This window comes from Pseudomonas sp. Ost2, assembly GCF_018326065.1.
Lineage (GTDB): Bacteria > Pseudomonadota > Gammaproteobacteria > Pseudomonadales > Pseudomonadaceae > Aquipseudomonas > Aquipseudomonas gingeri.
Genome location: NZ_AP021904.1, coordinates 3,850,463 through 3,874,256, shown reverse-complemented (window position 1 = coordinate 3,874,256; position 23,794 = coordinate 3,850,463). Strand labels below are relative to the sequence as shown.

At 63.4% G+C, this 23,794-nt stretch carries 22 protein-coding genes; 16 read left to right on the top strand and 6 right to left on the bottom strand.

The window, feature by feature from the left end; all coding sequences use genetic code 11:
- Window positions 1–42 precede the first annotated feature (42 nt).
- Complete coding sequence (locus KI243_RS16885) at window positions 43–1,005, top strand: LysR family transcriptional regulator (protein WP_042936491.1); 963 nt, start codon at window positions 43–45, stop codon at window positions 1,003–1,005.
- A gap of 25 nt (window positions 1,006–1,030) precedes the next feature.
- Here KI243_RS16885 and KI243_RS16880 read toward each other — a convergent pair whose 3' ends face one another.
- Window positions 1,031–1,990 carry a LysR family transcriptional regulator gene (locus tag KI243_RS16880; protein ID WP_017128534.1) on the bottom strand — a complete coding sequence of 320 codons (960 nt, stop codon included), beginning with the start codon at window positions 1,988–1,990 and terminating at the stop codon, window positions 1,031–1,033.
- A gap of 289 nt (window positions 1,991–2,279) precedes the next feature.
- Between KI243_RS16880 and KI243_RS16875 the strand changes: the two genes are divergently transcribed.
- The 8 genes from KI243_RS16875 (at window position 2,280) to KI243_RS16840 (ending at window position 10,452) form a co-directional block, all read left to right on the top strand.
- Window positions 2,280–2,795, top strand: a complete 516-nt coding sequence (locus KI243_RS16875) for a flavin reductase family protein (RefSeq protein ID WP_017128533.1) — start codon at window positions 2,280–2,282, stop codon at window positions 2,793–2,795.
- A gap of 53 nt (window positions 2,796–2,848) precedes the next feature.
- On the top strand, window positions 2,849–3,835 hold the full coding sequence (locus KI243_RS16870) for an ABC transporter permease (protein ID WP_017128532.1): 987 nt from the start codon (window positions 2,849–2,851) through the stop codon (window positions 3,833–3,835).
- A 58-nt stretch (window positions 3,836–3,893) separates the two neighbouring features.
- Window positions 3,894–4,844 (top strand): sugar ABC transporter substrate-binding protein, encoded by a 951-nt coding sequence (locus KI243_RS16865; protein WP_177131481.1) that lies wholly within the window; start codon window positions 3,894–3,896, stop codon window positions 4,842–4,844.
- A 21-nt stretch (window positions 4,845–4,865) separates the two neighbouring features.
- Entirely contained in the window at window positions 4,866–6,377 is a 1,512-nt protein-coding gene (locus KI243_RS16860) for a sugar ABC transporter ATP-binding protein (protein ID WP_177117944.1), read from the top strand.
- Between the two features lie 13 nt (window positions 6,378–6,390).
- A complete protein-coding gene (locus KI243_RS16855) occupies window positions 6,391–7,188 on the top strand; it encodes an SDR family oxidoreductase (protein ID WP_017128529.1) in 798 nt (265 codons plus the stop codon).
- Window positions 7,189–7,376: 188 nt separating this feature from the next.
- Window positions 7,377–8,480 (top strand): LLM class flavin-dependent oxidoreductase, encoded by a 1,104-nt coding sequence (locus KI243_RS16850; RefSeq protein ID WP_017128528.1) that lies wholly within the window; start codon window positions 7,377–7,379, stop codon window positions 8,478–8,480.
- A gap of 82 nt (window positions 8,481–8,562) precedes the next feature.
- Window positions 8,563–9,468 carry a transketolase gene (locus KI243_RS16845; protein ID WP_103032493.1) on the top strand — a complete coding sequence of 302 codons (906 nt, stop codon included), beginning with the start codon at window positions 8,563–8,565 and terminating at the stop codon, window positions 9,466–9,468.
- A gap of 3 nt (window positions 9,469–9,471) precedes the next feature.
- Window positions 9,472–10,452 (top strand): transketolase C-terminal domain-containing protein, encoded by a 981-nt coding sequence (locus KI243_RS16840; RefSeq protein ID WP_017128526.1) that lies wholly within the window; start codon window positions 9,472–9,474, stop codon window positions 10,450–10,452.
- Between the two features lie 58 nt (window positions 10,453–10,510).
- On the opposite strand, the gene KI243_RS16835 is transcribed toward KI243_RS16840, so the two are convergent.
- Window positions 10,511–11,416, bottom strand: a complete 906-nt coding sequence (locus KI243_RS16835) for an NAD-dependent epimerase/dehydratase family protein (RefSeq protein ID WP_042936587.1) — start codon at window positions 11,414–11,416, stop codon at window positions 10,511–10,513.
- Between the two features lie 145 nt (window positions 11,417–11,561).
- On the opposite strand from KI243_RS16835, the gene KI243_RS16830 reads away from it, so the two are divergent.
- Together KI243_RS16830 and KI243_RS16825 are read left to right on the top strand one after the other, a co-directional pair.
- On the top strand, window positions 11,562–12,485 hold the full coding sequence (locus KI243_RS16830) for a LysR family transcriptional regulator (RefSeq protein ID WP_103032494.1): 924 nt from the start codon (window positions 11,562–11,564) through the stop codon (window positions 12,483–12,485).
- A gap of 113 nt (window positions 12,486–12,598) precedes the next feature.
- Window positions 12,599–13,381, top strand: coding sequence for an SDR family oxidoreductase (locus KI243_RS16825; protein ID WP_017128523.1), 783 nt, complete (start codon window positions 12,599–12,601; stop codon window positions 13,379–13,381).
- Between the two features lie 14 nt (window positions 13,382–13,395).
- Here KI243_RS16825 and KI243_RS16820 read toward each other — a convergent pair whose 3' ends face one another.
- A complete protein-coding gene (locus KI243_RS16820) occupies window positions 13,396–13,869 on the bottom strand; it encodes a MarR family winged helix-turn-helix transcriptional regulator (RefSeq protein ID WP_017128522.1) in 474 nt (157 codons plus the stop codon).
- Between the two features lie 385 nt (window positions 13,870–14,254).
- Between KI243_RS16820 and KI243_RS16815 the strand changes: the two genes are divergently transcribed.
- Genes KI243_RS16815 through yghU form a run of 4 tightly spaced genes read left to right on the top strand, consistent with a single transcriptional unit; the run spans window position 14,255 to window position 21,006 of the window.
- Window positions 14,255–17,443, top strand: a complete 3,189-nt coding sequence (locus KI243_RS16815; RefSeq protein ID WP_177082697.1) for an efflux RND transporter permease subunit — start codon at window positions 14,255–14,257, stop codon at window positions 17,441–17,443.
- A gap of 1 nt (window position 17,444) precedes the next feature.
- Window positions 17,445–18,629 carry an efflux RND transporter periplasmic adaptor subunit gene (locus KI243_RS16810; protein ID WP_178992344.1) on the top strand — a complete coding sequence of 395 codons (1,185 nt, stop codon included), beginning with the start codon at window positions 17,445–17,447 and terminating at the stop codon, window positions 18,627–18,629.
- Window positions 18,622–20,109: an efflux transporter outer membrane subunit gene (locus KI243_RS16805; protein ID WP_177131472.1), complete on the top strand. Its 1,488-nt coding sequence runs from the start codon at window positions 18,622–18,624 to the stop codon at window positions 20,107–20,109. The genes KI243_RS16810 and KI243_RS16805 overlap by 8 nt, the downstream gene beginning before the upstream one ends.
- An 18-nt stretch (window positions 20,110–20,127) precedes the next feature.
- Window positions 20,128–21,006: a glutathione-dependent disulfide-bond oxidoreductase gene (gene yghU / locus KI243_RS16800; RefSeq protein ID WP_212809402.1), complete on the top strand. Its 879-nt coding sequence runs from the start codon at window positions 20,128–20,130 to the stop codon at window positions 21,004–21,006.
- Window positions 21,007–21,070: 64 nt separating this feature from the next.
- Here the strand turns inward: yghU and KI243_RS16795 are convergent, their stop codons facing one another.
- From KI243_RS16795 to KI243_RS16785, 3 genes are all read right to left on the bottom strand, one after another.
- A complete protein-coding gene (locus KI243_RS16795) occupies window positions 21,071–21,436 on the bottom strand; it encodes a hypothetical protein (protein WP_017128518.1) in 366 nt (121 codons plus the stop codon).
- A gap of 160 nt (window positions 21,437–21,596) precedes the next feature.
- Window positions 21,597–22,154, bottom strand: a complete 558-nt coding sequence (locus tag KI243_RS16790; protein ID WP_017128517.1) for a hypothetical protein — start codon at window positions 22,152–22,154, stop codon at window positions 21,597–21,599.
- Between the two features lie 316 nt (window positions 22,155–22,470).
- Entirely contained in the window at window positions 22,471–23,034 is a 564-nt protein-coding gene (locus KI243_RS16785; protein ID WP_177108245.1) for a TetR/AcrR family transcriptional regulator, read from the bottom strand.
- Between the two features lie 98 nt (window positions 23,035–23,132).
- Between KI243_RS16785 and KI243_RS16780 the strand changes: the two genes are divergently transcribed.
- Window positions 23,133–23,777, top strand: a complete 645-nt coding sequence (locus tag KI243_RS16780; protein ID WP_017128515.1) for a glutathione S-transferase — start codon at window positions 23,133–23,135, stop codon at window positions 23,775–23,777.
- The last annotated feature ends 17 nt before the right edge of the window (window positions 23,778–23,794 follow it).

The window sequence follows — 23,794 nt, the reverse complement described above, 5'->3', positions numbered from 1 at the left end:
TTCCGCCTATATCGGAATAAAAGGATCGAATGGGAGACGCAGGTGGATCGACTCAGTGGCTTGATGCCCTTTATCCGAACGGCAGAGTTGGGCAGTTTCGTTGCCGCGGGCAGGGCGCTGGGACTGTCGGCGTCGGCGGTCGGCAAGGGGGTGACCCGGCTCGAGCAACAATTGGGTGTGCGGCTGTTCCAGCGCTCGACCCGCAGCCTCAGCCTGACCGACGAGGGGCGGGTGTTCCAGGAGCGTTGCCGGCGCATTCTCGATGACCTGGACGACGCCCAGGCGACCCTGTCGCAGTCCACGGAGGTTCCCCGCGGGCGCTTGCGGATCAGCATGCCGGCGGCCAGCTATGCGTTGTTCGAATCGGTGCTGATCGCGTTCATGGAACTGTATCCCGATATCGAACTGGACCTCGACTTCAGCGACAAGCTGGTGGACCTGATCGAGGAAGGCGTGGACATCGCCATTCGCAGCGGCGAACTGCCGGACTCGCGTTTGATGCGCCGCACCTTGCCCGGCGTGCAACCGGTGCTGTGCGCCGCGCCGTCCTACCTGGAGCGTCACGGCACGCCACTGACACCGGCTGACCTGGACGATCACCTGGCGGTGCGTTTCCGCTACTTCAAGAATGGCAAGCTGCTGGATTTCCCCCTGCTGCGCGAGGAAGGCACGCGCGAGCCGCGGACCCGCACGGTGATGGTCAGCAACAACATGGAAATGGTCCGGGGGGCGCTGCTCAAAGGCTTCGGCCTGGGGACCATCCCCGACTTCCTGGCCCGCGAAGCATTGGCTGATGGCTCGCTGCGCTGCCTGCTGCATGGTTATCTGATCCCACCGGACACCATGAACATCGTCTGGCCCTCGAGCCGCCAGTTGTCGCGCAAGATTCGCGTGTTTGTCGACTTCATGTGCGAGCGCCTGGAACAGGAGGCTGCACAGTTACGGGCGACCATCGAGCAGGAATGTCTTTACTCGCTCAGGAGCGCCAGCGAGCTGGCCCGTTAGGGCCGATGCGTACCTGCGCGCCACGTCAGGACAGGCAGACGGGCATCGGGCGTCCATGGACGGGCGGAGTGAGCAGGTGCCGGGCCGGAGTGTCCAGGTGCTTGAAGTAGTCCACGGCGAAATCGACGAACAACTTCACCCGGCGCGGGAGCTTCTTGCCGCCTTCGGTGAGCAGGTGGAACTCGGTGGTCGGACACTGGTAATCCTCCAGCACCGCCACCAGGCGGTTTGACTGGATATCCTCGGCCACTTCCCAGGCCGACTTCCAGATGACGCCCAGGCCTTGCACCGCCCACTGGCGCAGGGTGAAGCCGTCATTGGCCAGGCGATTGCCCTTGACCTGCACCGTGGTGGCGGCGCCTTTCTCGAAGAAGCGCCAGCGATCCAGGGCGAAGTCGGCGCGCAGTTGCACTAGGCAATTGTGTTCCAGCAGGTCCTCGGGAGTACGCGGGGTGCCGAAACGCGCCAGGTACGCCGGAGAGCAACAGACCATCTGCCGGTCGAACCCCAGGGGGCGGGCGATCAGCGAGCTGTCCGGCAGGTCGCCGAAGCGAATGGCGATATCCGAGCCCGACTCGACAAAGTCCAGCAGCCGGTCGGTGAAGAACAGGCGAATGCTGACATTGGGGTTCTCGCCGATAAAGGCGTCGACCAACTGGCTGATCCGCTGGCGGCCCAGGTCGGTGGGGCAGGTCAGGCCGATGGTGCCCAGCAGGTCGCTATGGCCGCTCTTGATGATGCTGTCGAGGGCATCGACCTCTTCGAGGATCTTCAGCGCATTCTCGAACAGGAGCTGCCCCTCGGGCGTGGGGCTCAGGCAACGGGTATTGCGCTTGAGCAGGCGCAGCCCATAAAACTCTTCCATGGCCTTGAGTCGACCGCTCATGGCGGCAGGCGACAGGCCCATCTGCCGACCCGCGGTGGAAAGGGAGCCTGTCTGCACCACCAGGCGAAACAGTCGCATGTCCTGCAAGCGATCAACCATGACTGAATCCACTGCTCGATGAATGTTTCTTGTTGTGGATGAAGTATCGGCTGTTTATTCAAGTGACGCTATTGTCTTTATGTTGTCCGAATAAATCGTATTTGTTGCGCGGCCCCGTGAAATGGGCTGTCTGGGCATTGGTGAATGTAATTCAAATGTGTTTTTTGTTGGCTTCACCTTTCGCTGAAGTTGAAAAGTCAATTTTTCAAAGATGAATAGAAAAGCACGGCTGATTGTTAATAATGGAGACCCGGGCTGATGACAAAAACATAAGAAAGAGGGTTTATGTATGCGTGTGCATTATCAGGAAGTCGCCCATTCGGCCAACCTGGCGGGCGAGTTCAAATCGGCCATGGGGCGCTTCGCCGCGTCGATCACCCTGGTCACCACGATCGATGCCGAAGGGCTGCCCCACGGCCTCGCCGCCACGGCGTTTTCCTCGGTGTCCATGGATCCGGCCTCGGCGCTGATCTGTGTCAATCGCAACGCCAGTGCCTCGCCGATCATCAAGCGTTCCGGGCTGTTCTGCGTGAACATGCTGCAAAGCCAGCATGAACCGATCTGCCGGATCTTCAGCCAGCCCGACTTGCGCGAACGGCGCTTTGTCGAGGGTGAATGGAAGACCGGTATCCATGGTATCCGCTATCTGGCCGACGCCCAGGCGGCGATCTTCTGCGAAGTGGTGCGGGAAATCGAACACGGCACTCATACGGTGATGATCGGCAATGTCATCGATGTCATGACCCAGCCATTGGAACAACCGCTGCTGTATATGGGCGGACGCTATCGGGAGTTGCGCGGTTAGTTGTCAGAATGATGCTCGATCTTATAACAATCAAATAATAAGCGGATGTGGGTATGAATAATCAGTTGCTGGCGAAAACACGCCTTGGCGGTGTGCTGCCCAAGTGGATCGGTGTGGACAGCAGTGTCGCCGGCCCCTTGCTCGGACTGTTGTTGTTATGCGTGGTGTTGACGGTCTTCACAGACAACTTCCTGAGTGTGAGCAACCTGCTCAATGTACTGGACCAGGTCACGGTGCTCGGCATCATGGCCCTGGGCATGACCCTGGTGATCCTCATCGGCGGTATCGACCTGTCGGTGGGCGCGGTGCTGGCGGTGGCGATCATGGTCATGAGCTGGCTCGGCCAGGCTCTCGGCGTGCCGATGTGGCTGGCGATGCTCGCGGCCCTGGTGGTCGGCGCGGCTTGCGGCGCCACCACCGCGTTGCTGGTGGTAAGAGCCGGGCTGCCGTCGTTTATCGCGACGCTGGCGATGATGTCGGTGGCCCGCGGCCTGGCCTATATGGTCACCGATGGCGCCCAGGTCAGTGGTTTTCCCGAATGGTTCAGCAATCTCTCGGTGATCCGCTATGGCGGCGTGCTGTCGCTGACGGTGCTGTGTTTCCTGCTGCTGGCCCTGTTGTTCTGGTTCGTGCTGCGTTTCACCGTGGCCGGCCGCAGCCTCTACGCCATCGGCGGCAGCGCCAAGGTGGCGCGACTCGCGGGCATCCGGGTCAAGGGCTACACCAGCGCCGTGTACATCCTCTCCGGCATCTGCGCGGCACTGGGCGGAATCATCATGACCTCGCGCCTGGACACTGCCGGCGCCGGTGCGGGCGTCGGCTATGAGCTGGACGTGATCGCCGCCGTGGTGATCGGCGGCGGCAGCCTCAAGGGCGGCGCGGGCAGCGTGGTCGGGACCCTGGTCGGGGTGCTGATCATCGGCGTGCTGCGCAACGGCCTGAACCTGGCGGGCATTTCACCCTTTGTGCAGCAGGTGGTGATCGGCGCGGTGATCGCCTTCGCGGTGATGCTCGACCTGCTCAAGCGCAAGGGCGATTGAGGCGATGTCGCCGCTCTTCCCGATTTTCTCCAGAGCCGATAACAAGAAGGATAAAGACATGAATCGTTCCGCGTTTGTGCTGCGTTCCCTGTGGTTGCCGCTGTTCGCCTGCCTGCTGTCCAGTGGCGCTCACGCCCAGGGCAAGGCCGTGGACCAGATCACCGTGGGGATGTCGATCCCGAGCCTGCAATGGGTGTTCTACCTGATGGTGCGTGACGGCGTGATGGAGCAGGCCAGCGGTATGGGGATCAAGAAGGTGCTGGTCTCCGATGCCCAGGCCGATCCGGCGCGGCAGGTCAGCCAGATCCAGGACATGCTCAGCAAGGGTATCGATGTGCTGCTGTACACCGCCACCGGCAGCGCCGCCTCGGCCGTACCGGTACGCCTGGCGCGGCAACAGGGCGTGCCGGTGGTGTGCGTCGACAACTTTCCGAAAAACGTCGAGTGCGATGCCTATATCTCCACCGACAACCTCGCGGCGTCCGGCGAACTGGCCCGGCAGATGATCAAGCTCACCGGTGGCAAGGCACAGATCGGCCTGCTCCAGGGCACCCTCGGCGACTCCACCGAAGTCACCCGTGCCAAGGGCCTCGACGCGGTGCTGACGCAGGCGCCGCAGATGAAGATCGTCGACAGCAAGCCCACCGACTGGCTGCAGGACAACGGCTTCAAGGTGGCCCAGGACATGTTGCAGAAGAATCCACGGATCGACGTGTTCCTCGGCCGTTCCGATGCCCCGGCCCTCGGCGCCGCCCAGGCGGTCAAGGTCGCCAATATCGATCACAAGATCTGGGTGTTCGGTTATGACGGCCTGCCTTCGGCCCTGGAAGCGGTGCGCGACGGCAAGATGGACCTGACCATCACCCAGCAGGCGGTGGAGATGGGGCGCACCGCGCTGCGCACCGCCGTGGATCTGCAGCAGGGCAAGAGCGTGGAGAAAACCCAGTTGCTGCCGGCCTTTGTCACCACCCGTGAAAACGCGGCCGCCTTTCTTGAAAAGCACCCTTGAACTGCCGGAGGAGAGCTTGTGATGCACGCGATCGAGCCTTCGGGCCAAGCCGTTCAGGAGCCGCTGTTCAGGGCCTGCAACATCGGCAAGTCATTTCATGGGGTGCGGGTGCTGGAAGACATCAGCCTCGCTATCGGTTACGGCGAAGTGGTCGCTCTGCTGGGGGAGAACGGGGCCGGCAAATCGACCTTTTCCTCCATCGTCGCCGGCGCCCAGGGACCGTCGAAGGGCAGCATGTTCCTCGCTGGCCAACCCTATGCCCCGGGTGGGCCGGCCGAGGCCATGGCGCTGGGGGTCAATATGATCCACCAGGAGATCCACCTGTTGCCGGAACTCAGCGTGGCGGAGAACGTGTTTCTCGGCCACCTGCCGACCCGTGGCGGGCTGGTCGACCGTGGGCACATGTACCGCGAGACGGAAAAGCAGCTGCAACGCCTGGGCCTGGATATTTCCCCGGATACCCTGGTCGGCCAGCTGAAGATTGCCGCGCAGCAACTGGTGGAAATCGCCCGGGCGCTGACCTTGAACTCGCGCCTGCTGATTCTCGACGAGCCGACCGCGGCCCTGGGCAAGGAGGAAACCGACCTGCTGTTCCGGCAGATCGAGACGCTCAAGGGCCAGGGCGTGTCGTTTATCTATATCAGCCACCGCATGGATGAAATCGCCCGGATCGCCGACAAGGTGGTGGTCATGCGCGACGGCTGCCTGATCGCCCGTCATGACAGCGGCGCGGCGGATGTCGGCCTGCTGGTCTCGCAGATGGTCGGGCGTTCCATCGAGCGGCTGTTTCCGGCGCTGCCCGAGCCGACGGAAGAGCTGGTGCTGCGGGTCGAGCGGCTGTCGGACCGGGCAGGGCGCTTCGCCGATATTTCGTTCGCGGTACGTGCCGGGGAGATCTTCGGGATTGCCGGTATCGTCGGGGCCGGGCGCACGGAGGTGGTCCAGGCGATTGCCGGACTGAGCCCACTGGCCGCCGGCAGTGTCCGGGTCGCTGAGCAGGTCTTGCCGGGCAACGATGTGGCGGCGGCAATCCGCGCCGGGGTGGTGCTGATTCCCGAGGACCGCAAGGCCGAAGGCGTGGTGCTTGGCCAGACCATCGCCGAGAACCTGGCCTACTGCAACCTGGACCGCCTCAGTGCCTGTGGGGTCATGGACAACGGTCGGGTCATGGCCTTTGCCCTGGAGCGAATTGCCGCCCTGGGTATAAAGGGCCAGGCACGGCAGACCCTGGACAAACTCTCGGGCGGCAACCAGCAGAAGGTGGTGATCGCCAAGTGGGTGGCGCGGGGTCCGAAGGTGATCATTCTCGACGAGCCGACCCGGGGCATCGACATGGGCGCCCGCGCGGCGATCTATGAACTGATCGTCGCACTGGCGAGAACCGGCGTGTCGGTGATCGTGGTCAGTTCCGACCTGGACGAAGTGATCGGCCTGTCCCATCGGGTCATGGTCATGGCCCGCGGGCGTGCCCAGGGTGTCCTGCAGGGCCGACAGATCGCCCCCGACCGCATCATGACCCTGGCCACCGCCTAGAGGAGGTTTCAGCATGTCCCATCCTTATCAAGCCTTGCCTTACCCGCCCTTCGCCGAGCTGCTCGATCTGCGCGGCAAGACCGCGGTGGTCACTGGCGGCAGCAACGGTATCGGCTTTGCCATCAGCCGGCGCCTGGCCGAAGCCGGGGCCAGCGTGCTGATCGGCAGCCTGGCGCCCGAGCGCAGCGAAGAGCTGACGGAGGCGGGCCTGGCGGTGTCGTTCATGGCCTGCGACGTGCGCTACCCGCACGATATCCAGCGCCTGGCCGATGCCGCGGTCGAGCGCTACGGCAGCCTGGATATCTGGGTGAACAACGCCGGTATCTACCCGCTCAGGAACATCGACGAGATCGACGTGACCTTCTGGGACCAGTTGCAGGCGATCAATACCCGTGCGGTGTTCCAGGGCGCGCAGGCGGCACAGCGGCAGATGCGCAAGCAGGCGAGGGGCGGCAGCATCATCAACCTGTCCTCGATCTGCGGCCATCGACCCATGGCCAATCACTGCGCCTATGACACGTCCAAGGGCGCGGTACTGGCCATGACCCGCAGCCTGGCGAAGGACCTCAGTGCGTTCGGCATCCGGGTCAATTCATTGTCGCCGGGGCTGACCGCCACGCCTGGCAACCTGGAGCCGGAACTGCTGGAACAGCATCGGCAGAACAACGTCCTGGGGAACATTCCCCTGGGGCGTCCGGCCGAGCCTTTCGAGATCGCCAATGCGGCGCTGTTCCTCGCGTCGCCCATGGCGTCGTACCTGACCGGAGTCGACCTGCTGGTCGACGGCGGGTGGCTGCTGCACGGCAGTTGACCGCCCCGCAAGCATGGCGGTGCGACACCTGAGGCCGTCGCGCCAGCCCCGATTCGCTTCATTGCTTGAACACCGCGCCGGGCGGTGCGGGGCTTTGCATGCCCGCAAAACCGTCCCGGTGTGAAAAACGTCATGGCGCGAACCCCGGTTCGTCCCGTGGCGCTCATTGAAAACCGCAGGAGAACGACATGAAACTTGCCATGTTCATGCAGCCGCTACACCACAAGGGCTGGGACTATCACGAGATGTACGACCAGGATATCGCCTGCGCCGTGCATGCCGACGCCGTCGGTTTCGACGAGCTGTGGGTGGGCGAGCACACCTCGCAGCGCACGGAGCCGGTGACCAACGCCCTGCAGTTCCTTTCCACCCTGATTCCGCTGACCCGGCGCATGAAGCTGTGCACCGGCGTGCTGAATCTGCCGCATCACTTCCCGGCACGCATCGCTGCTGATGCCGCGATGTTCGACCACATGGCCAAGGGGCGTTTCATCATGGGCATCGGCCCGGGCGGCCTGGCCTCGGACTTCGAGGTCTTCGGCAGCAACGGCAAGGACCGTGGGCAGATGATGGTCGAATGCTACGAGATGATCCGGGCCATCTGGGGCAGCAACGCGCCATATGCGTTTACCGGCGAACACTTCCAGGTCAGCCTCAAGGATTCGGTGAACCATGAACTGGAAATCGGTTACATGCCGACGCCATTCCAGAAGCCCTTCCCGCGGGTCGCCACTACCGCCATGAGCCCGTTCTCCAGCACCGCGAAGCTGGCCGGAAGCAAGGACTGGGACCTGATGTCGGCCAACTTCAACCCCACGGCCACCGTCGCTTCGCATTGGCAGGCCTACTGCAAGGGGGCCGAGGAGGCCGGGGTCAAGGCCGATGCCAACAACTGGCGGGTGGCGCGCTCGGTGTTCGTCGCCGACTCCCAGGCCCAGGCCGAAGACTACCTGGCCCAGGACAGCTGCACCCTGCGCCGCTACTTCGACTACATGATCGATAACCTGTCGAGCAACAACTACACGAAGATCTTCAAGACCCGCCCGGACATGACCGACGAGGAAGTGACGGTGGATCACTGCATCCGCGAGATGGTGATCTACGGCGACGTGAACTCGGTCACCGAGCAACTGGTGGCGTTCAGCGAGCAGACCGGGCCGTTCGGCACCTTGATGACCACTTTCCACGAGTGGGATGACGAGGCGCTGTGGCGGCGCTCGATGGAACTGACGGCGCAGCAGGTCATGCAGCGCCTGAACGACTACATGACCCCGCGCCTGAAAGCGCAGTAACCGGCCGGCTGCCGGAGTCCGTGTGCGGCCGCGCGCCTGAGCGCCGCGGCCGATTTTTCCGTGATATGTCTGGACACTACCCATGACTGATTTGACAAGACAAGGCCTCGACCCGCGGCCATCGTCCGTGCAGGACGACGCGGCTTTCCAACTGACCGCGCAGGAACTGGCCCGCTTGCGGGACAAGGCGCAATTCATTCGCCTGGAAACCATCCGCCTGATCGAGATCGCCAAGGTCGGCCACTACACCTCGGTGTTTTCCGCCGCCGAGCTGTTCGCCGCGCTGTATTACGACGTGATGGACCTGCGCCATGGCGAACCGAAATGGCCGGATCGCGACCGCTTCATGATGGGCAAGGGCCACGCCGCCGTCGGGCTGTTCCCGGTGCTGGTGGAGTGGGGCTTCTTCGACAAGTCGATCCTCGATAACTACACCCGCCTGGGCAATCCCCTGGGCGACCACCCGGACATGCGCAAGGTGCCGGGCGTGGATTTTTCTTCCGGTTCCATCGGCCATGCCTTGTCCGGTGGCCTGGGCATGGCCCTGGCCGGGCGCATGCTGGGCCAGTCGTTCAACACCTTCGTCATGCTCGGCGACGGCGAGATGCAGGAAGGGCAGGTCTGGGAGGCGGCCCTGGGCGCGGCCCACCACAAGGTCCACAACCTGTTCGCGATCATCGACCGCAACGGCTTCCAGCTCGACGGCAGCGTCGACGACGTGATCGGCATCGAGCCGCTGGCGGACAAGTGGATCGCCTTCGGCTGGGAAACCCATGTGGTGGACGGCCATGACCTGGCGACCCTGACCCCGCTGTTGCGCCGGCTGAAAGCCGACACCCAGCGTACCCGACCGGTATGCATCATCGCCAATACGGTCAAGGGCAAGGGCGTGTCCTACATGGAAACCGAGCCGGGCTGGCACCTGGGCTATCTCGATCCCGAAGATGCACAACGTGCCGTCGAAGAAATCAAAAGCAAGGTCATCTAAGCCATGAACAACGCACCTCAGTCGAGCAACTCCTGGCAGTACCGTGAACTCAACGAGCAGACCCCCAGCCTCAATGCCTTGTCCGATGCGCTGATCGAACTGCTCGATCAGGGCCATCCGGTGGTCGCCGGTACCGCCGACCTGCAGTACTCCAACGGCTTGTCGAAATTCGCCGGACTGCACCCCGAACGTTTCGTCCAGTTCGGCATTTCCGAGCAGAACATGGTCTCGGCGGCGGCGGGGATGGCAGCGGTCGGCATGCAGCCGTTTGTCGCCACCTTCGCTTCGTTCCTGCCGTTGCTGTGCTGCGAGCAGATTCGCATGGACGTCGCCTATTCGGCGCTGCCGGTGCGCCTGATCGGCCACCATGCGGGGATTTCCCTGGGCTTCTATGGCACCTCCCACCACGCCACCGAAGACCTGGCGATCATGCGTGCGATCGCCGATCTCACTATCGTCGCGCCAGCCGATGGCAACCAGCTCAAGGCGGCAATCCTGGCCTCGGTGCATCATCCGCAGCCGATCTACTTCCGCATCCAGCGCGGGCGCGACCCCGTGGTGTACGAAGAAGTGCCTGCGTTCGTCTTCGGCAAGGCCACGGTGCACCTCACCGGTGCCGAGCTGACCATCATCGCCACCGGTTCCACCGTGCACCCGGCGCTGGAAGCGGCGCGGGCACTGAATACGGCGGGGCGTTCGGTTGGCGTGATCGACATGACCACCATCAAGCCGCTGGACCGCGAGGCGGTATTGACCGCGGCGCGCAACAGCCGGGCAATTCTCACCGTCGAGGAACACAACATCATCGGCGGGCTGGGTGGGGCGGTGTGCGAGGTGATTGCCGAGGAGGGCATCGGCGTCAAGGTGCGCCGTCACGGGATCTACGACGAGTACAGCCTGATCGCGCCGCCGACGCACCTGTACCGGCACTATCGCCTGGACGCGGCGGGTATCGAGAGCGTGGCGCGGGAAGTGCTGGGCTGATCATCCGATCGTTCCCACGCCGCGGCGTGGGAACGATCACCTCAATACGGCCGGGGGTTTACCACTGCACGTCCGTGCTTTCGATCCACTCCAGGATCGATTCGCGCTTGGGCTGCCAGCCGAGCAATACCCGCGCATTCACCGCCCGCACACGACTGTTGGAACCGATGGCGAAGCGCGCCCAGTCACCCAGTTGGGCAATGGCCTCGTCGGCCGGCCAGCTCTGGATCCGTCCGCCATAACCCAGGGCCTTGCTGATGGCCGTGGCGATCTCGATAAACGAGGCCTCGCCGTTTTCCGCGAAGAACAGCGAAGCCGAGGGTGCCTTTTCGATCGCCAGGCGATAGAGCTCGGCCAGGTCCTCGATATGCACGTTGGACCAGCGATGCAGCCCGGCGCCCATGTAGGCGCCGGCACCATATTCACGGGACTTGGCATAGAGCTTGGGCAACTGGTCGCTCTTGACCGGCAGCCCGAGGGACTCGCCATAGATCATGGTCGGGCAGAACACGATGCTGCGAATACCGTCCTCGACGCCGGCGCGCCGTACCAACTGGTTGATTTCGACCCGGTCCTTGCGGATGTCCATCGGCGTGAACGGTGTTTCATCGGTAAAAATCTCGGCGCGCTCGTAGGCGCCCCGGGCATCGTCACCCACCACGCTGGAACCCGAGGTGTGCAGCAGGACCTTGCCGCTGCCGCGCAGGGCGTCGATAAAGGTCTGTACCGACCCCAGGTGGTCGGAGTTGGCGGCGTTGACCACCACATCGGCGGCACGCGCCTGCTCGGTGAGGATAAAGGCATCGTCCAGGGTGCCGAGCACGGGGGTGATACCGAGTTCCAGCAGGGCGTTGCGCTGATCCGGATTGCGCAGCAGCCCGCTGACCTGATGGCCGGCCTTGACCAGGTAGCTGGCCACCGAGCCGCCGATATAGCCGGTCGCGCCGGTAACGAAAATTTTCACTGAGATGTCCTCTTCTTGTCGTGGGGCCTGGCGCGGGAAAAAAGCGCAGGCGCAGGTATTCCAGGTGCTGGAATCCATTCACGATACGATCCACCCCAGGTATGAGCTAGACTGCTGAAACTCCAATCATCTGTGAACTCGATTCATGCTCAATATCAAAGACATCAATCGCTCCGGCGAAATGGAAGTGTTCACCCGGGTGGTTGCGGCCGGCACCTTTTCCGAGGCAGCCCGCCAGCTGGACATGTCGCCTTCGGCGGTGAGCAAGTTGATCGCCCGCCTGGAGCAACGGCTCGGCGCGCGCCTGCTGCATCGCTCGACCCGGCGCCTGGAGCTCACCGCCGAGGGCGAGCGTTTCAACAGCGAGTGCCTGCGCATTCTCGAGCAGATCGATAACGCCGAGCGCGACGTGGCGAATGTCACCCGGCCCAGCGGGCTGATCCAGGTCAACGCCAACCTGCCGTTCGGCCTGCATTGCCTGTTGCCGTTGCTGCCGGACTTCCTCGCCGCCTATCCGGACATCACCCTCAATGTCGAACTGACCGATACCGTGGTCGACCTGCTAGAACGTCGCGCGGATGTGGCGATCCGCACCGGACCGATGAAGGAGTCGAGCCTGGTCCAGCGCCGGCTCGGCGAAAGCCGTCTGATCACCGTGGCGGCGCCGAGCTATATCGCCCGTTTCGGCAAGCCCGAGTCACTGGAGGCGTTGCATGGGCACAACCGCCTCAGCTTCGGTTTCCACCGCTACTCCCAGGCCTGGGTGTTTCGCGGCGACGAGGGCCAGCGCATCGAGATCGAGCCCCAGGGCAATATCCTCCTCAGCGACGGCGAGAGCATGCGCCAGTCGGCACTGGCCGGACTGGGTATCGCCCGGCTGGCCAACTTCCATATCGGCGCCGATATCGAGGCCGGGCGCCTGGTGCCGTTACTGGAAACCTGGGACAGCGGGGAAAGCGAGGCGATCCACGCGGTCTTCATCGGCCCCGGACGGCAACTGCCCCATCGGGTGCGGGTGTTTATCGACTTCCTGCTGGAACGGATCGCCCCGCGCCTGTCCCAGGACTGAGCGGGCAACGCGGTTTTGCAAAAAGGCTTAATTCAGTCTTCGACAATTCTTGAAAATCCTTCGCCCGGGCCTGGGGCATGATGATCCGCACAAGAACAACCCAGGCGGATTTCATGGATTATCAACTGACCGGCAAGACGGCGCTGATCACCGGCGGCGCCACGGGGATCGGCAAGGCCATCGCCCACGGCTTCCTGCTTGAAGGGGCCAACGTAGTCATCAGCGGTCTGCTGGAAGAAGAGGTCACCCAGGCCCTCGAAGAACTGGGGCCGCGCAGCAAGGGGCTGGCCGGCGACCTGACCCAGGCCGGCGTGCCCGAGCGACTGGTGGCCCTGGCCCGGGAGTTCGGGCCCATCGACTTCCTGATCAACAACGTCGGTATCTTCGAGGTACGGGATTTTTTCGACACCGATGATGCCCGCTGGCTGCACTACTTCAACGTCAATGTCATGAGCGGCGTGCGCATGAGCCGCCTGGTGATGAACGACATGCTCAGCCGCGGCGAGGGTTCGGTGGTGTTCATCAGCAGTGAGTCGGCGGTCAAGCCGCAACCCTGGATGGTTCACTACGGCGCGATGAAAGCCTGCCTGCTGGGCTTGTCCCGGGCCCTGGCCGAACTGACCAGGGGCACGGCGGTGCGGGTCAATTCGATATTACCGGGCCCGACCGCCACCGAGGCGGTGCGTCGTTATCACCGGGAGATTGCCGAAGAGAAGGGGATCAGCCCGCAACAGGTGGTGGCCGACTACTTCGACGAAACCGAGCCGACGTCGCTGATCCGGCGGATGATCGAGCCCGAGGAAGTCGCCCGCAGCGTTCTGCACCTGGCGGCCTCGCCGGCGCTCAATGGCATGGCGATGCGCGTGGAAGGCGGGACCATTCGCTCGATTCTCTGACGGTCGCGCGGGGTTCAGGCTCTGCCGAGCAGGGCCTGGGCGAAGTCGTCCGAGGAAATGAAGTCCATGGTCTTGCGCAACTGGAGGGTTTCCTCCGCGCCGAAGGCCTGTTCGAAGCGGCTCGACATCTGCCGGGAGACCAGCAGCGCCTCTTCGTACTTGCGTCGGCCTTCCTCGGTCAGCAGCACGCGACGACCGCGGCGGTCGAGTTCATCCACCTGCAACAGCACCAAGCCGTCGCGCACCAGCGGCTTGAGGGTATGACCCAGCGCCGACAGGTCCATGACCAGGGACTGGGCCAGATCGCGCATGCGCGGTTCGTCGGAGCGGGCGATATGCGACAGCAGGGAGTACTGGGTGGCTTTCAGGCCGCAGGGTGCGAACGCCTCGTCGTAGATTTGCCCCAGGCGCCGGGACGCGCGGCGTACGGCACCGTTCGCGCAACTGCTGGCCTGTGGGCTGTCGGGACCGGGTGGTGCACATTTCAAGGGCTGATCACTCTCTTAAGGCTGGGTCGATGGGGTAATTATGCCTGCGACCGTCTCGAGAACAAGGTCTTTCATTCCCGAGGCGGCGATCTGGCCGATCACGTAATGATTCCATAATCCATGGATGCTTAAAGATCACTGCACAGATGACGGAAGGGCTCCTTCACCTCTGACACTGGATCTTCGACTGCGTTCTGCAAGAAATATACTTGCGTATGCCACTAAAATCTATATCGTGGCATATGCCTCTTTATGACCAGGATGTCAGTGCTGTTTGCCCGGGTTGAGGAGGGCGCGGGACGGGAGTAGAGCGCCGTATGAAGCGCCCCGCGAGCCTGCGTCATGCGCCTTCTTCACTGTCCAACCCCTTGTCTGGATCACCTCCATGCTGAGCCTTGTGCGCATTGCTTTGCGGCGCCCCTATACCTTTGTTGTACTGGCAATCCTCATCCTGATCGTCGGACCGCTCGCGGCCTGGCGCACGCCCACCGATATCTTTCCGGAAATCCGCATACCGGTGATCGCCGTGATCTGGCAGTACACCGGCTTGCCGCCGGACCAGATGGCCGGTCGGATCACTTCGCCTTTCGAACGGGTGCTGACCACCACGGTCAACGACATCCGCCATATCGAGGCGCAGTCGATGACCGGCTACGGGATCGTCAAGGTGTTCTTCCAGCCCGGGGTCAATATCAGTACCGCCAACGCGCAACTGACTTCGGTGTCCCAGGCCATCCTGCGCAACCTGCCGCCGGGCACGGTGCCGCCGCTGATCCTCAACTACAGCGCCTCGACGGTGCCGATCGTGCAATTGGCGCTGTCGGGCAATGGTTTCAGCGAGCAGAAACTGGGCGACCTGGGCCTCAACACCGTGCGATTGATGCTGACCACGGTTCCCGGCGCGGCCGTGCCTTACCCGTTCGGCGGCAAGAGCCGCCAGGTGCAGATCGACCTGGACTCGGCGCGGATGCAGGCGCGGGGGCTTTCGGCGCAGGATGTCGCCACGGCCCTGGCGACGCAGAACGTGATCACCCCGGTGGGCACGCAGAAGATCGGCAGCTATGAATACACGCTGCAACTGAACAACTCGCCCACGGATTTCCATGATCTGGAGAACCTGCCGATCAAGACCGCCGATGGCACCACGGTGCTGATTCGTGACGTGGCGACGGTGCGTGACGGCAACCCGCCGCAGAGCAACATCGTCCACGTCAACGGCAACCGGTCGGTGCTGATTCCGGTGCTCAAGACCGGTTCGGCCTCGACCCTCGGGGTGATCGCCGGGATCAAGGACAAGCTGGCCGACAACAAGGCCGCCTTGCCGCCGAACCTGAATATCGACCTGATCGGCGACCAGTCGCTGTTCGTCCGTTCGGCCATCAGCGGCGTGGCCCGCGAGGGCCTGATCGCGGCGGCGCTGACCAGCCTGATGATCCTGCTGTTCCTCGGCAGCTGGCGCTCGACGGTGATTATCGCGGTGTCGATTCCACTGGCGATCCTGTCGTCGATTGTCACCTTGTCGGTGCTCGGCGAGACCCTGAACATCATGACCCTGGGCGGCCTGGCGCTGGCGGTGGGGATCCTGGTGGACGATGCCACGGTGACCATCGAGAACATCAACTGGCACCTGGAGCAGGGCAAGCCGGTGGAGCAGGCGATACTCGACGGGGCCGCGCAGATCGTCACGCCGGCCTTTGTCTCGCTGCTGTGTATCTGCATCGTGTTCGTGCCGATGTTCTTCCTCGACGGTGTCGCACGGTTCCTCTTCGTGCCGATGGCCGAGGCGGTGATCTTTGCCATGATCGCCTCGTTCATCCTGTCGCGGACCCTGGTGCCGACCATGGCCAACTACCTGCTCAAGCCCCATGTCCACGGGGATGACGGGCAGCCGCACGTGGCCCCCTCGAACAATCCGCTGGTGCGTTTCCAGCGCGGCTTCGAGGCGTGTTTCGAAACCCTGCGCGGGCATTACCACGGCGTACTGGACAGCGCCTTGCACCATCGACGCGTGGTCGTGATCGCGATGCTGGCTTTTGTGCTCGCCTCGTTCGCGCTGGTGCCGCTGCTGGGGCGCAACTTCTTCCCCGAGGTCGACTCCGGGCAGATCCTGCTGCATGTGCGGGCACCGGTGGGCACGCGGGTGGAGAGTACCGCGCAGCTGATCGCCGAGGTCGAGAAGTCGATCCGCTCGGTGATCGAGCCGGACCAGCTGGCGGCGCTGGTGGACAATATCGGCCTGTCCATCAGCGGCATCAACACCGCCTATAACAACACCGGTACGGTCGGCTCCCAGGACAGCGATATCCAGATCAGCCTGAAGGAAGGCCACAAGCCGACGGCCGACTATGTGCGTGAGTTGCGCGAGGTGCTGCCGCGGGAATTCCCCAATGCGGTGTTCTCGTACCCAGCCTCGGACATTGTCGGGCAGATCCTCAACTTCGGCTCCTCGGCACCGGTCAACGTACAGATCGCCGGCAACAACCTGGCGGCCAACTTCAGCTATGCCAGCCGCCTGCTGCGGGAAATCCGCCGGGTGCCCGGCGTGGTGGATGCACGGATCCAGCAGTCGCAGCAACTACCGACCTTCAAGATCGATGTCGACCGCACCCGGGCGCAACTGGTCGGCCTGACCGAGCGCGATGTCACCAACAGCCTGGTGGTCAACCTGGCCGGCTCCAGCCAGGTAGCGCCGACATTCTGGCTCAACAACGCCAACGGCGTGTCCTACCCGATCGTGTTGCAGACCCCGCAGTACAGCCTCGACAGCCTGGCCGCCTTGCACAACCTGCCACTGAGCGGCAGCGCCGGCGCGGCGTCCGACCAGACGCTGGGCGCCCTGGCGTCGATCCAGCGCAGCCATGGCAACTCGGTGGTGACCCAGTCGGATATCCAGCCGGTCGTGGAGATCCTCACGTCGATCCAGGGCCGTGACCTCGGTGGCGTGGCCGCCGATATCCAGAAGATCCTTGCGGCGCATGCCGGCGATGTTCCAACCGGTTCCAAGGTGCAGTTGCAGGGACAGGTGCAGACCATGAACGCGGCCTTCGGCGGGCTGCTGTTCGGCCTGCTGGGCGCCGTGGTGCTGATCTACCTGCTGATCGTGGTCAACTTCCAGTCCTGGAGCGACCCGTTCGTGATCATCACCGCGTTGCCGGCGGCCCTGGCCGGGATTGTCTGGATGCTGTTCATCACCCATACGCCCTTGTCGGTGCCGGCCTTGACCGGGGCGATCATGTGCATGGGGGTAGCCACCGCCAACGCGATCCTGGTGGTGAGCTTCTGCCGCGAGCGCCTGGCGGTCCACGGCGATCCGGTGAAGGCCGCCCTGGAAGCCGGCTTTACCCGCCTGCGGCCGGTGATGATGACCGCCATCTCGATGATCATCGGCATGGCGCCCATGGCCCTGAGCCTGGGCGAGGGCGGTGAACAGAACGCCCCCTTGGGCCGCGCGGTGATCGGCGGCCTGGGTTTCGCCACCATTGCCACATTGTTCCTGGTTCCACTGATTTTCAGTCTTGTGCACGGGCGTCGCCAGCACGCCACGCTTACGACCACCGTCACTCAAGGGGTTTGACATGTCCATCGACACCATCGTATCCAACCAGGGCCCGCGTCGGCGCTCGTCCCGTGGCCTGGTTGCACTCCTGCTGGGACTGGCCTTGCTGGTCGCCATCGTGGGCTTCGGCATCGTGGTGCGCGCCACCGAATCCCGCGACCTGAAGACCTGGACCAACACCCAGGCGCTGCCCAGCGTCAATCTGGTGACTCCGGGCGTGCAGCCCCAGGGACCGGTGCTGAACCTGCCGGGGCGACTGGAGGCCTATTCGCGGGCCTCGATCTTTGCCCGGGTCAACGGGTACCTGAAGTCCTGGAAAGTGGACATCGGCAGCCACGTCAAGTCCGGGCAACTGCTGGCCGAGATCGACACCCCTGAACTCGACCAGCAATTGCTGCAGGCCCGCGCCGACCTGGCTTCGGCCCAGGCCAATGCCACCCTGGCCGAAACCACGGCCAAGCGCTGGCAGGCGATGCTGGCTTCCGACTCGGTGTCGCGCCAGGATGTCGATGAGCGCACCAGTGACCTGACGGCCAAGCTGGCGAAGGTCAAGGCGGCCCAGGCCAATGTCGATCAACTGGTCGCGACCAGGGGCTTCCAGCGCCTGACCGCGCCGTTCGAGGGGGTGGTCACGGCACGCTCCACCGACGTCGGCGCCCTGATCAGCGCCGGCGGCAGTGCCGGGCGCGAGCTGTTCGCGGTATCGGATGTCAGCCGCCTGCGGGTTTATGTGCAGGTACCGCAGACCTTCTCGCCACAGATCCGCGTCGGTACCACGGCCCGGCTCACGGTGCCCGAGTACCGCCAGGAGGCGTTTACCGCCAAGGTGATCGCCACCGCCGACGCGGTGACGGCGGCGTCCGGCAGTACCCTGGTGCAACTGTTGGTGGACAACCCGGGCGGTCGCCTGCTGCCGGGTGGTTATACCAGCGTGCAGTTCGACCTGCCGGTGCAGGCCGATGTGCTGCGCCTGCCGGCCAGCGCCCTGGTGTTCGACGACCACGGCATGCGCGTGGCGACCCTGGATGCGAACAACCATGTGCTGTTCAAGACCGTCAGCATCGCCCGTGACTTTGGCGACACGGTGGAGATCGGCAGCGGCCTGGTGGCCAGTGACCGGGTGATCGATACGCCGCCCGATGGCCTGGCCGACAACGATGCGGTGCAAGTGGCCTACAACCCGGAGGTCAAACCCCATGGCTAAGTCCCGTGCGCTGTGGTCATCGAGCCTGTGGCTGCTGGCGAGTCTCGGCCTGGGCGCCTGCTCGCTGGCGCCGGAGTTGAAAGTGCCCGCCACTCCGGTGCCCGGACAGTTTCACGATCAGGCGCCCTGGACGCTGGCGACGCCCGACGACCAGGCCAGTCGTGAAGACTGGTGGCGGATCTACAAGGATCCGCAACTGGATGCGATGCAGCAACAACTGCTGAAGAACAACCCCGACCTGAGCGCTGCGCTGGCCCACTACCTCCAGGCCCAGGCGTTTGTCGCCCAGGCCCGCTCCGGACTGTTTCCGACCATCGAGGGCATTGGCAGTGGCCAGCGCCTGCGGCAGTCGGACACGCGGCCGTTGCGTTCGAGCACCTCGCCGGACGTCTACAACTCCGCGACCCTGGGTATCGAGGTGGATTATGAGGTCGATCTCTGGGGCCGCGTGCGCGACACGGTCGCCGCCGGCAACAGCGAGGCGCTGGCCGCCAAGGCCGACCTGGCTTCGGTGCGCCTGAGCCTGCAGGCCCAGTTGGCGGACAGCTATATCCGCCTGCGCGGGCTCGACTGGCAGGACCAGTTGCTGCATGAAACCAGCGACGCCTATGCCAAGGCCTTGAGCCTGACCGAAGGCCTGCACGGCGGCGGTATCGTCTCCGGCCTGGACGTGGCGAGGGCGCGTACCCAGTTGTCGACGGTGAAGTCGCAGTTGACCCAGAACCTCGCCCAGCGGGCACTGATCGAACATGCCATCGCCGCGATGCTCGGTGAGTCGGCGTCGACCTACGCCATTGCCCCGAGCACCGCGCCTATCGCCCTGCCTGGCATACCGACGGGCGTGCCCTCGACACTGTTGCAGCGCCGCCCGGATATCGCCGCCGCCGAACGCCGGATCGCCGCGGCCAACGCACGGATCGGCGTGGCCCGCGCGGCCTGGTTCCCGGCCATTACCCTGAGTGCCCAAGGCGGCTACCAGAGCGACGAGTTCGCGCGCCTGCTGACCGCGCCGAACCTGTTCTGGGCCATCGGCCCCTCGCTGGTGACGACCCTGTTCGACGGCGGTGCGCGCCAGGCCCAGGTGGATATCGCCAGGGCGGCCACCGACGAGGCCGCCGCCAAGTATCGTGGGGTGGTGCTCGGCGCGTTCGAGCAGGTCGAGAACAATCTCTCGTTGATCGCCGGCCTGGGTAGCGCGCTGGACGACCAGCGCGACGCCGCCGCGGCCGCGCAGTACGCCCAGGACCTGTCCCTGGCACGCTATCGCCAGGGCGCTGTCGGATACCTTGACGTTGTCACCGCACAAGTCGCTTCGCTGCAGGCACAACGTTCGGTGCTCGAGTTGCAGACCCAGCAGTTGAGTGCCAACGTGGGCCTGATCAAGGCGCTGGGCGGCGGTTGGAACATCGCCCGGTTGAACGGTACAGCCGATGTCGCCGCCAATCGGGCCAGCGCAGTCGATACCGCAGTCATCCATTGAAACCAAGGAGTATTGAGCATGACCCACTCATCGGATTACCAGCCACCCAAGGTCTGGACCTGGATTACGGAGAACGGCGGGAAGTTTGCCAATATCAACCGGCCCATCGCCGGGGCAACCCATGACAAGGAGTTGCCGATCGGACGTCATCCGTTGCAACTGTATTCCCTGGCAACGCCCAACGGCCAGAAGATCACCATTCTGCTGGAGGAGCTCCTGGCCCTTGGTCACCAGGGCGCGGAATACGATGCCTGGTTGATCCGTATCGGCGACGGTGATCAGTTCGGCAGCGGTTTCGTGGACGTCAATCCGAACTCCAAGATTCCTGCGCTGATGGACCACAGCGGGCCGAAACCGATCCGGATCTTCGAGTCGGGGGCGATTCTGCAATACCTGGCCGAGAAATTCGGCGCGTTCCTGCCGACCGAGCCCGCTGCACGCGCCGAATGCCTGTCCTGGCTGTTCTGGCAGATGGGCAGCGCGCCGTATCTGGGTGGGGGCTTCGGGCATTTCTACGCCTATGCGCCGACAAAGATCGAGTACGCGATCGACCGCTTTGCCATGGAAACCAAACGCCAGCTCGATGTGCTCGACAAGCGCCTGGCCGTCAGCGAATACATTGCCGGCGACGAGTACACCATCGCCGACATGGCGATCTGGCCCTGGTACGGTGGCCTGGCGAAGGGGCGGCTCTATGAGGCGGCGGAGTTCCTGTCGGTGCAGGATTACCGGCATGTCCAGCGTTGGGCCGATGCCATCGACGCACGTCCCGCGGTGCAGCGCGGACGGATGGTCAACCGTGTATCCGGGGAGCCTTCCAGCCAATTGCGTGAGCGTCATGACGCCAGCGATTTCGCGACGCGCACCGAAGACAAACTGGCCGCGGCGAGTCAGTGACACGATAGGGCGATAAAGAAAACCCCTTGCTCGCCCGGACAGGCGAGCAAGGGGTCGAGCAGCCTCAGTGAAGCTGGGGTATGGGTGTATCAGCGCCTACCGCCTCATGCCTGAGCATGATTTTCAGCGCTATCGGCGTCTCTTCGTCGTGGACGACGAGTAAACGCAGATCCAGCCAGGTGGCACCCGACTGGCATGTCCAGGGGGCAAAGTGGTCAAGACTGAAGTCAAAGTACGGGGGTACCTCGACCCAGGTCTTGAACACGATTGCGCTGTAAGCCGCGTGCAGCACCGAACTCAGGCGAAAGCCATGTTTGGCGATGCTCGGCTGTCGATCAATGTCTACAGCTTCACTCCAGACATCGGCGGTGATAACAATCGGCAACTTGAGCAGTTCCAGTTGCTGTTGGGTACAAGCACTTGGTTTCATGGTTCTCTCCTGCAAGATGGAGCGCGGAGAGACACCGCACCCATACGGGGAGTGTTCCCCGCGCGGGTTGAAACGGTTTTGTAGCGAAACGCCTATCCTGTCCGGGCCCTACGGACTGCCGATCGATTGAAGCCGGTCGGCAGGCCAGCGGGGCTTCGGGTCAGAACATGTATTGAGCAAGGATGTGGTCGAAGCCGATCTTGAGGAGCGGAAAGAGCACACTTGCGACAACGATTCCCAGTTGCCAATAGACGAATCTGTTTTTCGACTTCAAGTCCTTGATGGAGGACTCGAGCAACGTGCTTTTTTCGTCGGTCAGGCTCTCCTGTTTCTTCATGGCGGCATGCAGGCTGTTGCCTTTTTTATCGATTGCGGAAAACACCTCGTCGCTCTGTTTTTCCACCAGCAACCGAAGGTCTTCGACCTGGTGGGTGATAGCGCGACTCAAGATGGCTATCTGCTCACTTTGCCGTTCGAGCAGGTTATGGAGTTGTGCGGTCTGTTCTTCGAACTGACTTCGAACCCCCCTGATCGAACCGCGCATCTCGCCGGCCACGTCCGAGATGGATTTTTTCAACTGGTTTTCGGTTCGCGCCAGATCGGGTTTCAGGGCAAGAATCTGCACGTCTTCCCGACAAGCCTCGGTAACGGCCCTGGCTTTCTCCGGTGGAACCCTGAGGGCTATCAGCGCGTCGTACAGCGACATTTTCAGGCTCATGGTGTCTCCTCGATCAAATGATTGACGGAGACACCCCCTGACGGCTGGTCTCCGTCAGGGTTGGCGTGGTGCATTCGGTCGGCGAGGGTGTCGACGACTGTTCGCGCTTGCGAATGCTGGGCGAACTTCGGGCGATCAATGCGCAATAAGCGCACCGTGGCCTTGAAGATCGCGACCACTTGGGCTGGTGCTGTCGATGACAGCTGACCAGATCAGATCATCCCTCCAGAGCGGCTGGACCGGCTAGTCAGCCACTTCCTTTCCTGGCATGGGAAAAGGCGTTCGGGGGCCTTTGCGTTCGATCAGGGCCTGTTTCTCAGGGAATCAGGCCGGCCATCCGATACGAGCCGATCAGCTGGTCATAGATCGCGATGTCGTTGCGTCCCCTCGACACCAGTTGTGCCCCCTGGATCGCGGCAAAGATCGACAGCGCCTGCTGCCTGAGGGCTTCGGGTTGCGCATCCGCCTGTTTCAAGGCCAGCACCCGGGCCAGCCAGGCGATGTTGGCGTCCGTGAAGGCCTTCACTTCGACCTGCACTTCCGGCGGCAGGTCGTGGTGTTCGGCAGCCAGGATGCCGCACAGGCACATGCGGTTGCCGTTCTCCAGGGCGGCACGAAACACCGCCGTGTAGTTCTTCAGGACCGAGGAGGGATCCTGGGACGCCGCCAGGAACTGTTCGAAAAAGCCCAGGGCGTCTTCGGTATAACGCCGGGCCAGTGCGGCGCCCAGGTCGCCCTTGGTGGGGAAGTGGTAGTGGATGCTGGCACTCTTGATGCCGACGTCCTTGGCCAGTTCGCGAAAGCTCAAGGCGTTGTAGCCGCGAGCCTGTACCACCGCGCGCGCAGCTTGCAGGATGGTTTGTCGGGTGTCTGTGCTCATGAAAATTTCGCCTACCTATCGATAGATATACGTTGACAAGGGTATGCCGTTGCTCTCATTGTCTACCTTCCGATAGGTAGATGGCAATGGAGTCAAGAATGAAGATTTACGATATGCCCGGTTTTCCCAGCCCGTTGCGTGTTCGTGTGGCCCTGGCCGAGAAAGGCCTGGCCTCGCGGGTCGAGTTCGTCCGCGTCGACGTGCCGGCCGCCGAGCACAAGCAGAGGGCCTTCCTGGAGAAGAACCCCACCGGCACGGTGCCGGTACTGGAGCTGGATGACGGCACCTGCCTGGCCGAATGCACGGCCATTACCGAGTACCTCGACAACCTCGACGGCAAGCCCACGCTCACCGGCACGACGCCGAAGGAGAAGGGCGTGATCCACATGATGCAGAAACGTGCCGACGACCAGTTGATCGACGCCATCGGTATCTACTTTCATCACGCCACCGAGGGGCTCGGGCCGCAGTTGAAACCCTACAAGAGCCCCGAGTGGCAGGAGCGGGCGGTCTGGGGAGAAAGGAATCGCGAGAAGGCACTCAACGGCATGCGCTATTTCGACCAGGTCCTGCAGACCCGGCCGTACGTGGCTGGCGATCAATTCTCGATGGCGGATATCACCGTCTGGGCGGGCCTGGTCTTTGCCGGTTTTGCCCAGATTGCGATCCCGGAGGAATGCACGGCGCTGGCGGCCTGGAACGCCAGGGTCAGTGAGCGTCCCAGCGTGAAAAACCCGGCCTGATCGCGTCTGCGGTAAAG

Coding starts and splice junctions, on each gene's coding strand:
- KI243_RS16880 (WP_017128534.1), bottom strand. CDS start 1,990: ATGGTTGATCGCTTGCAGGACATGCGACTGTTTCGCCTGGTGGTGCAG.
- KI243_RS16875 (WP_017128533.1), top strand. CDS start 2,280: ATGCGTGTGCATTATCAGGAAGTCGCCCATTCGGCCAACCTGGCGGGC.
- KI243_RS16870 (WP_017128532.1), top strand. CDS start 2,849: ATGAATAATCAGTTGCTGGCGAAAACACGCCTTGGCGGTGTGCTGCCC.
- KI243_RS16865 (WP_177131481.1), top strand. CDS start 3,894: ATGAATCGTTCCGCGTTTGTGCTGCGTTCCCTGTGGTTGCCGCTGTTC.
- KI243_RS16860 (WP_177117944.1), top strand. CDS start 4,866: ATGCACGCGATCGAGCCTTCGGGCCAAGCCGTTCAGGAGCCGCTGTTC.
- KI243_RS16855 (WP_017128529.1), top strand. CDS start 6,391: ATGTCCCATCCTTATCAAGCCTTGCCTTACCCGCCCTTCGCCGAGCTG.
- KI243_RS16850 (WP_017128528.1), top strand. CDS start 7,377: ATGAAACTTGCCATGTTCATGCAGCCGCTACACCACAAGGGCTGGGAC.
- KI243_RS16845 (WP_103032493.1), top strand. CDS start 8,563: ATGACTGATTTGACAAGACAAGGCCTCGACCCGCGGCCATCGTCCGTG.
- KI243_RS16840 (WP_017128526.1), top strand. CDS start 9,472: ATGAACAACGCACCTCAGTCGAGCAACTCCTGGCAGTACCGTGAACTC.
- KI243_RS16830 (WP_103032494.1), top strand. CDS start 11,562: ATGCTCAATATCAAAGACATCAATCGCTCCGGCGAAATGGAAGTGTTC.
- KI243_RS16825 (WP_017128523.1), top strand. CDS start 12,599: ATGGATTATCAACTGACCGGCAAGACGGCGCTGATCACCGGCGGCGCC.
- KI243_RS16815 (WP_177082697.1), top strand. CDS start 14,255: ATGCTGAGCCTTGTGCGCATTGCTTTGCGGCGCCCCTATACCTTTGTT.
- KI243_RS16810 (WP_178992344.1), top strand. CDS start 17,445: ATGTCCATCGACACCATCGTATCCAACCAGGGCCCGCGTCGGCGCTCG.
- KI243_RS16805 (WP_177131472.1), top strand. CDS start 18,622: ATGGCTAAGTCCCGTGCGCTGTGGTCATCGAGCCTGTGGCTGCTGGCG.
- yghU (WP_212809402.1), top strand. CDS start 20,128: ATGACCCACTCATCGGATTACCAGCCACCCAAGGTCTGGACCTGGATT.
- KI243_RS16795 (WP_017128518.1), bottom strand. CDS start 21,436: ATGAAACCAAGTGCTTGTACCCAACAGCAACTGGAACTGCTCAAGTTG.
- KI243_RS16790 (WP_017128517.1), bottom strand. CDS start 22,154: ATGAGCCTGAAAATGTCGCTGTACGACGCGCTGATAGCCCTCAGGGTT.
- KI243_RS16785 (WP_177108245.1), bottom strand. CDS start 23,034: ATGAGCACAGACACCCGACAAACCATCCTGCAAGCTGCGCGCGCGGTG.
- KI243_RS16780 (WP_017128515.1), top strand. CDS start 23,133: ATGAAGATTTACGATATGCCCGGTTTTCCCAGCCCGTTGCGTGTTCGT.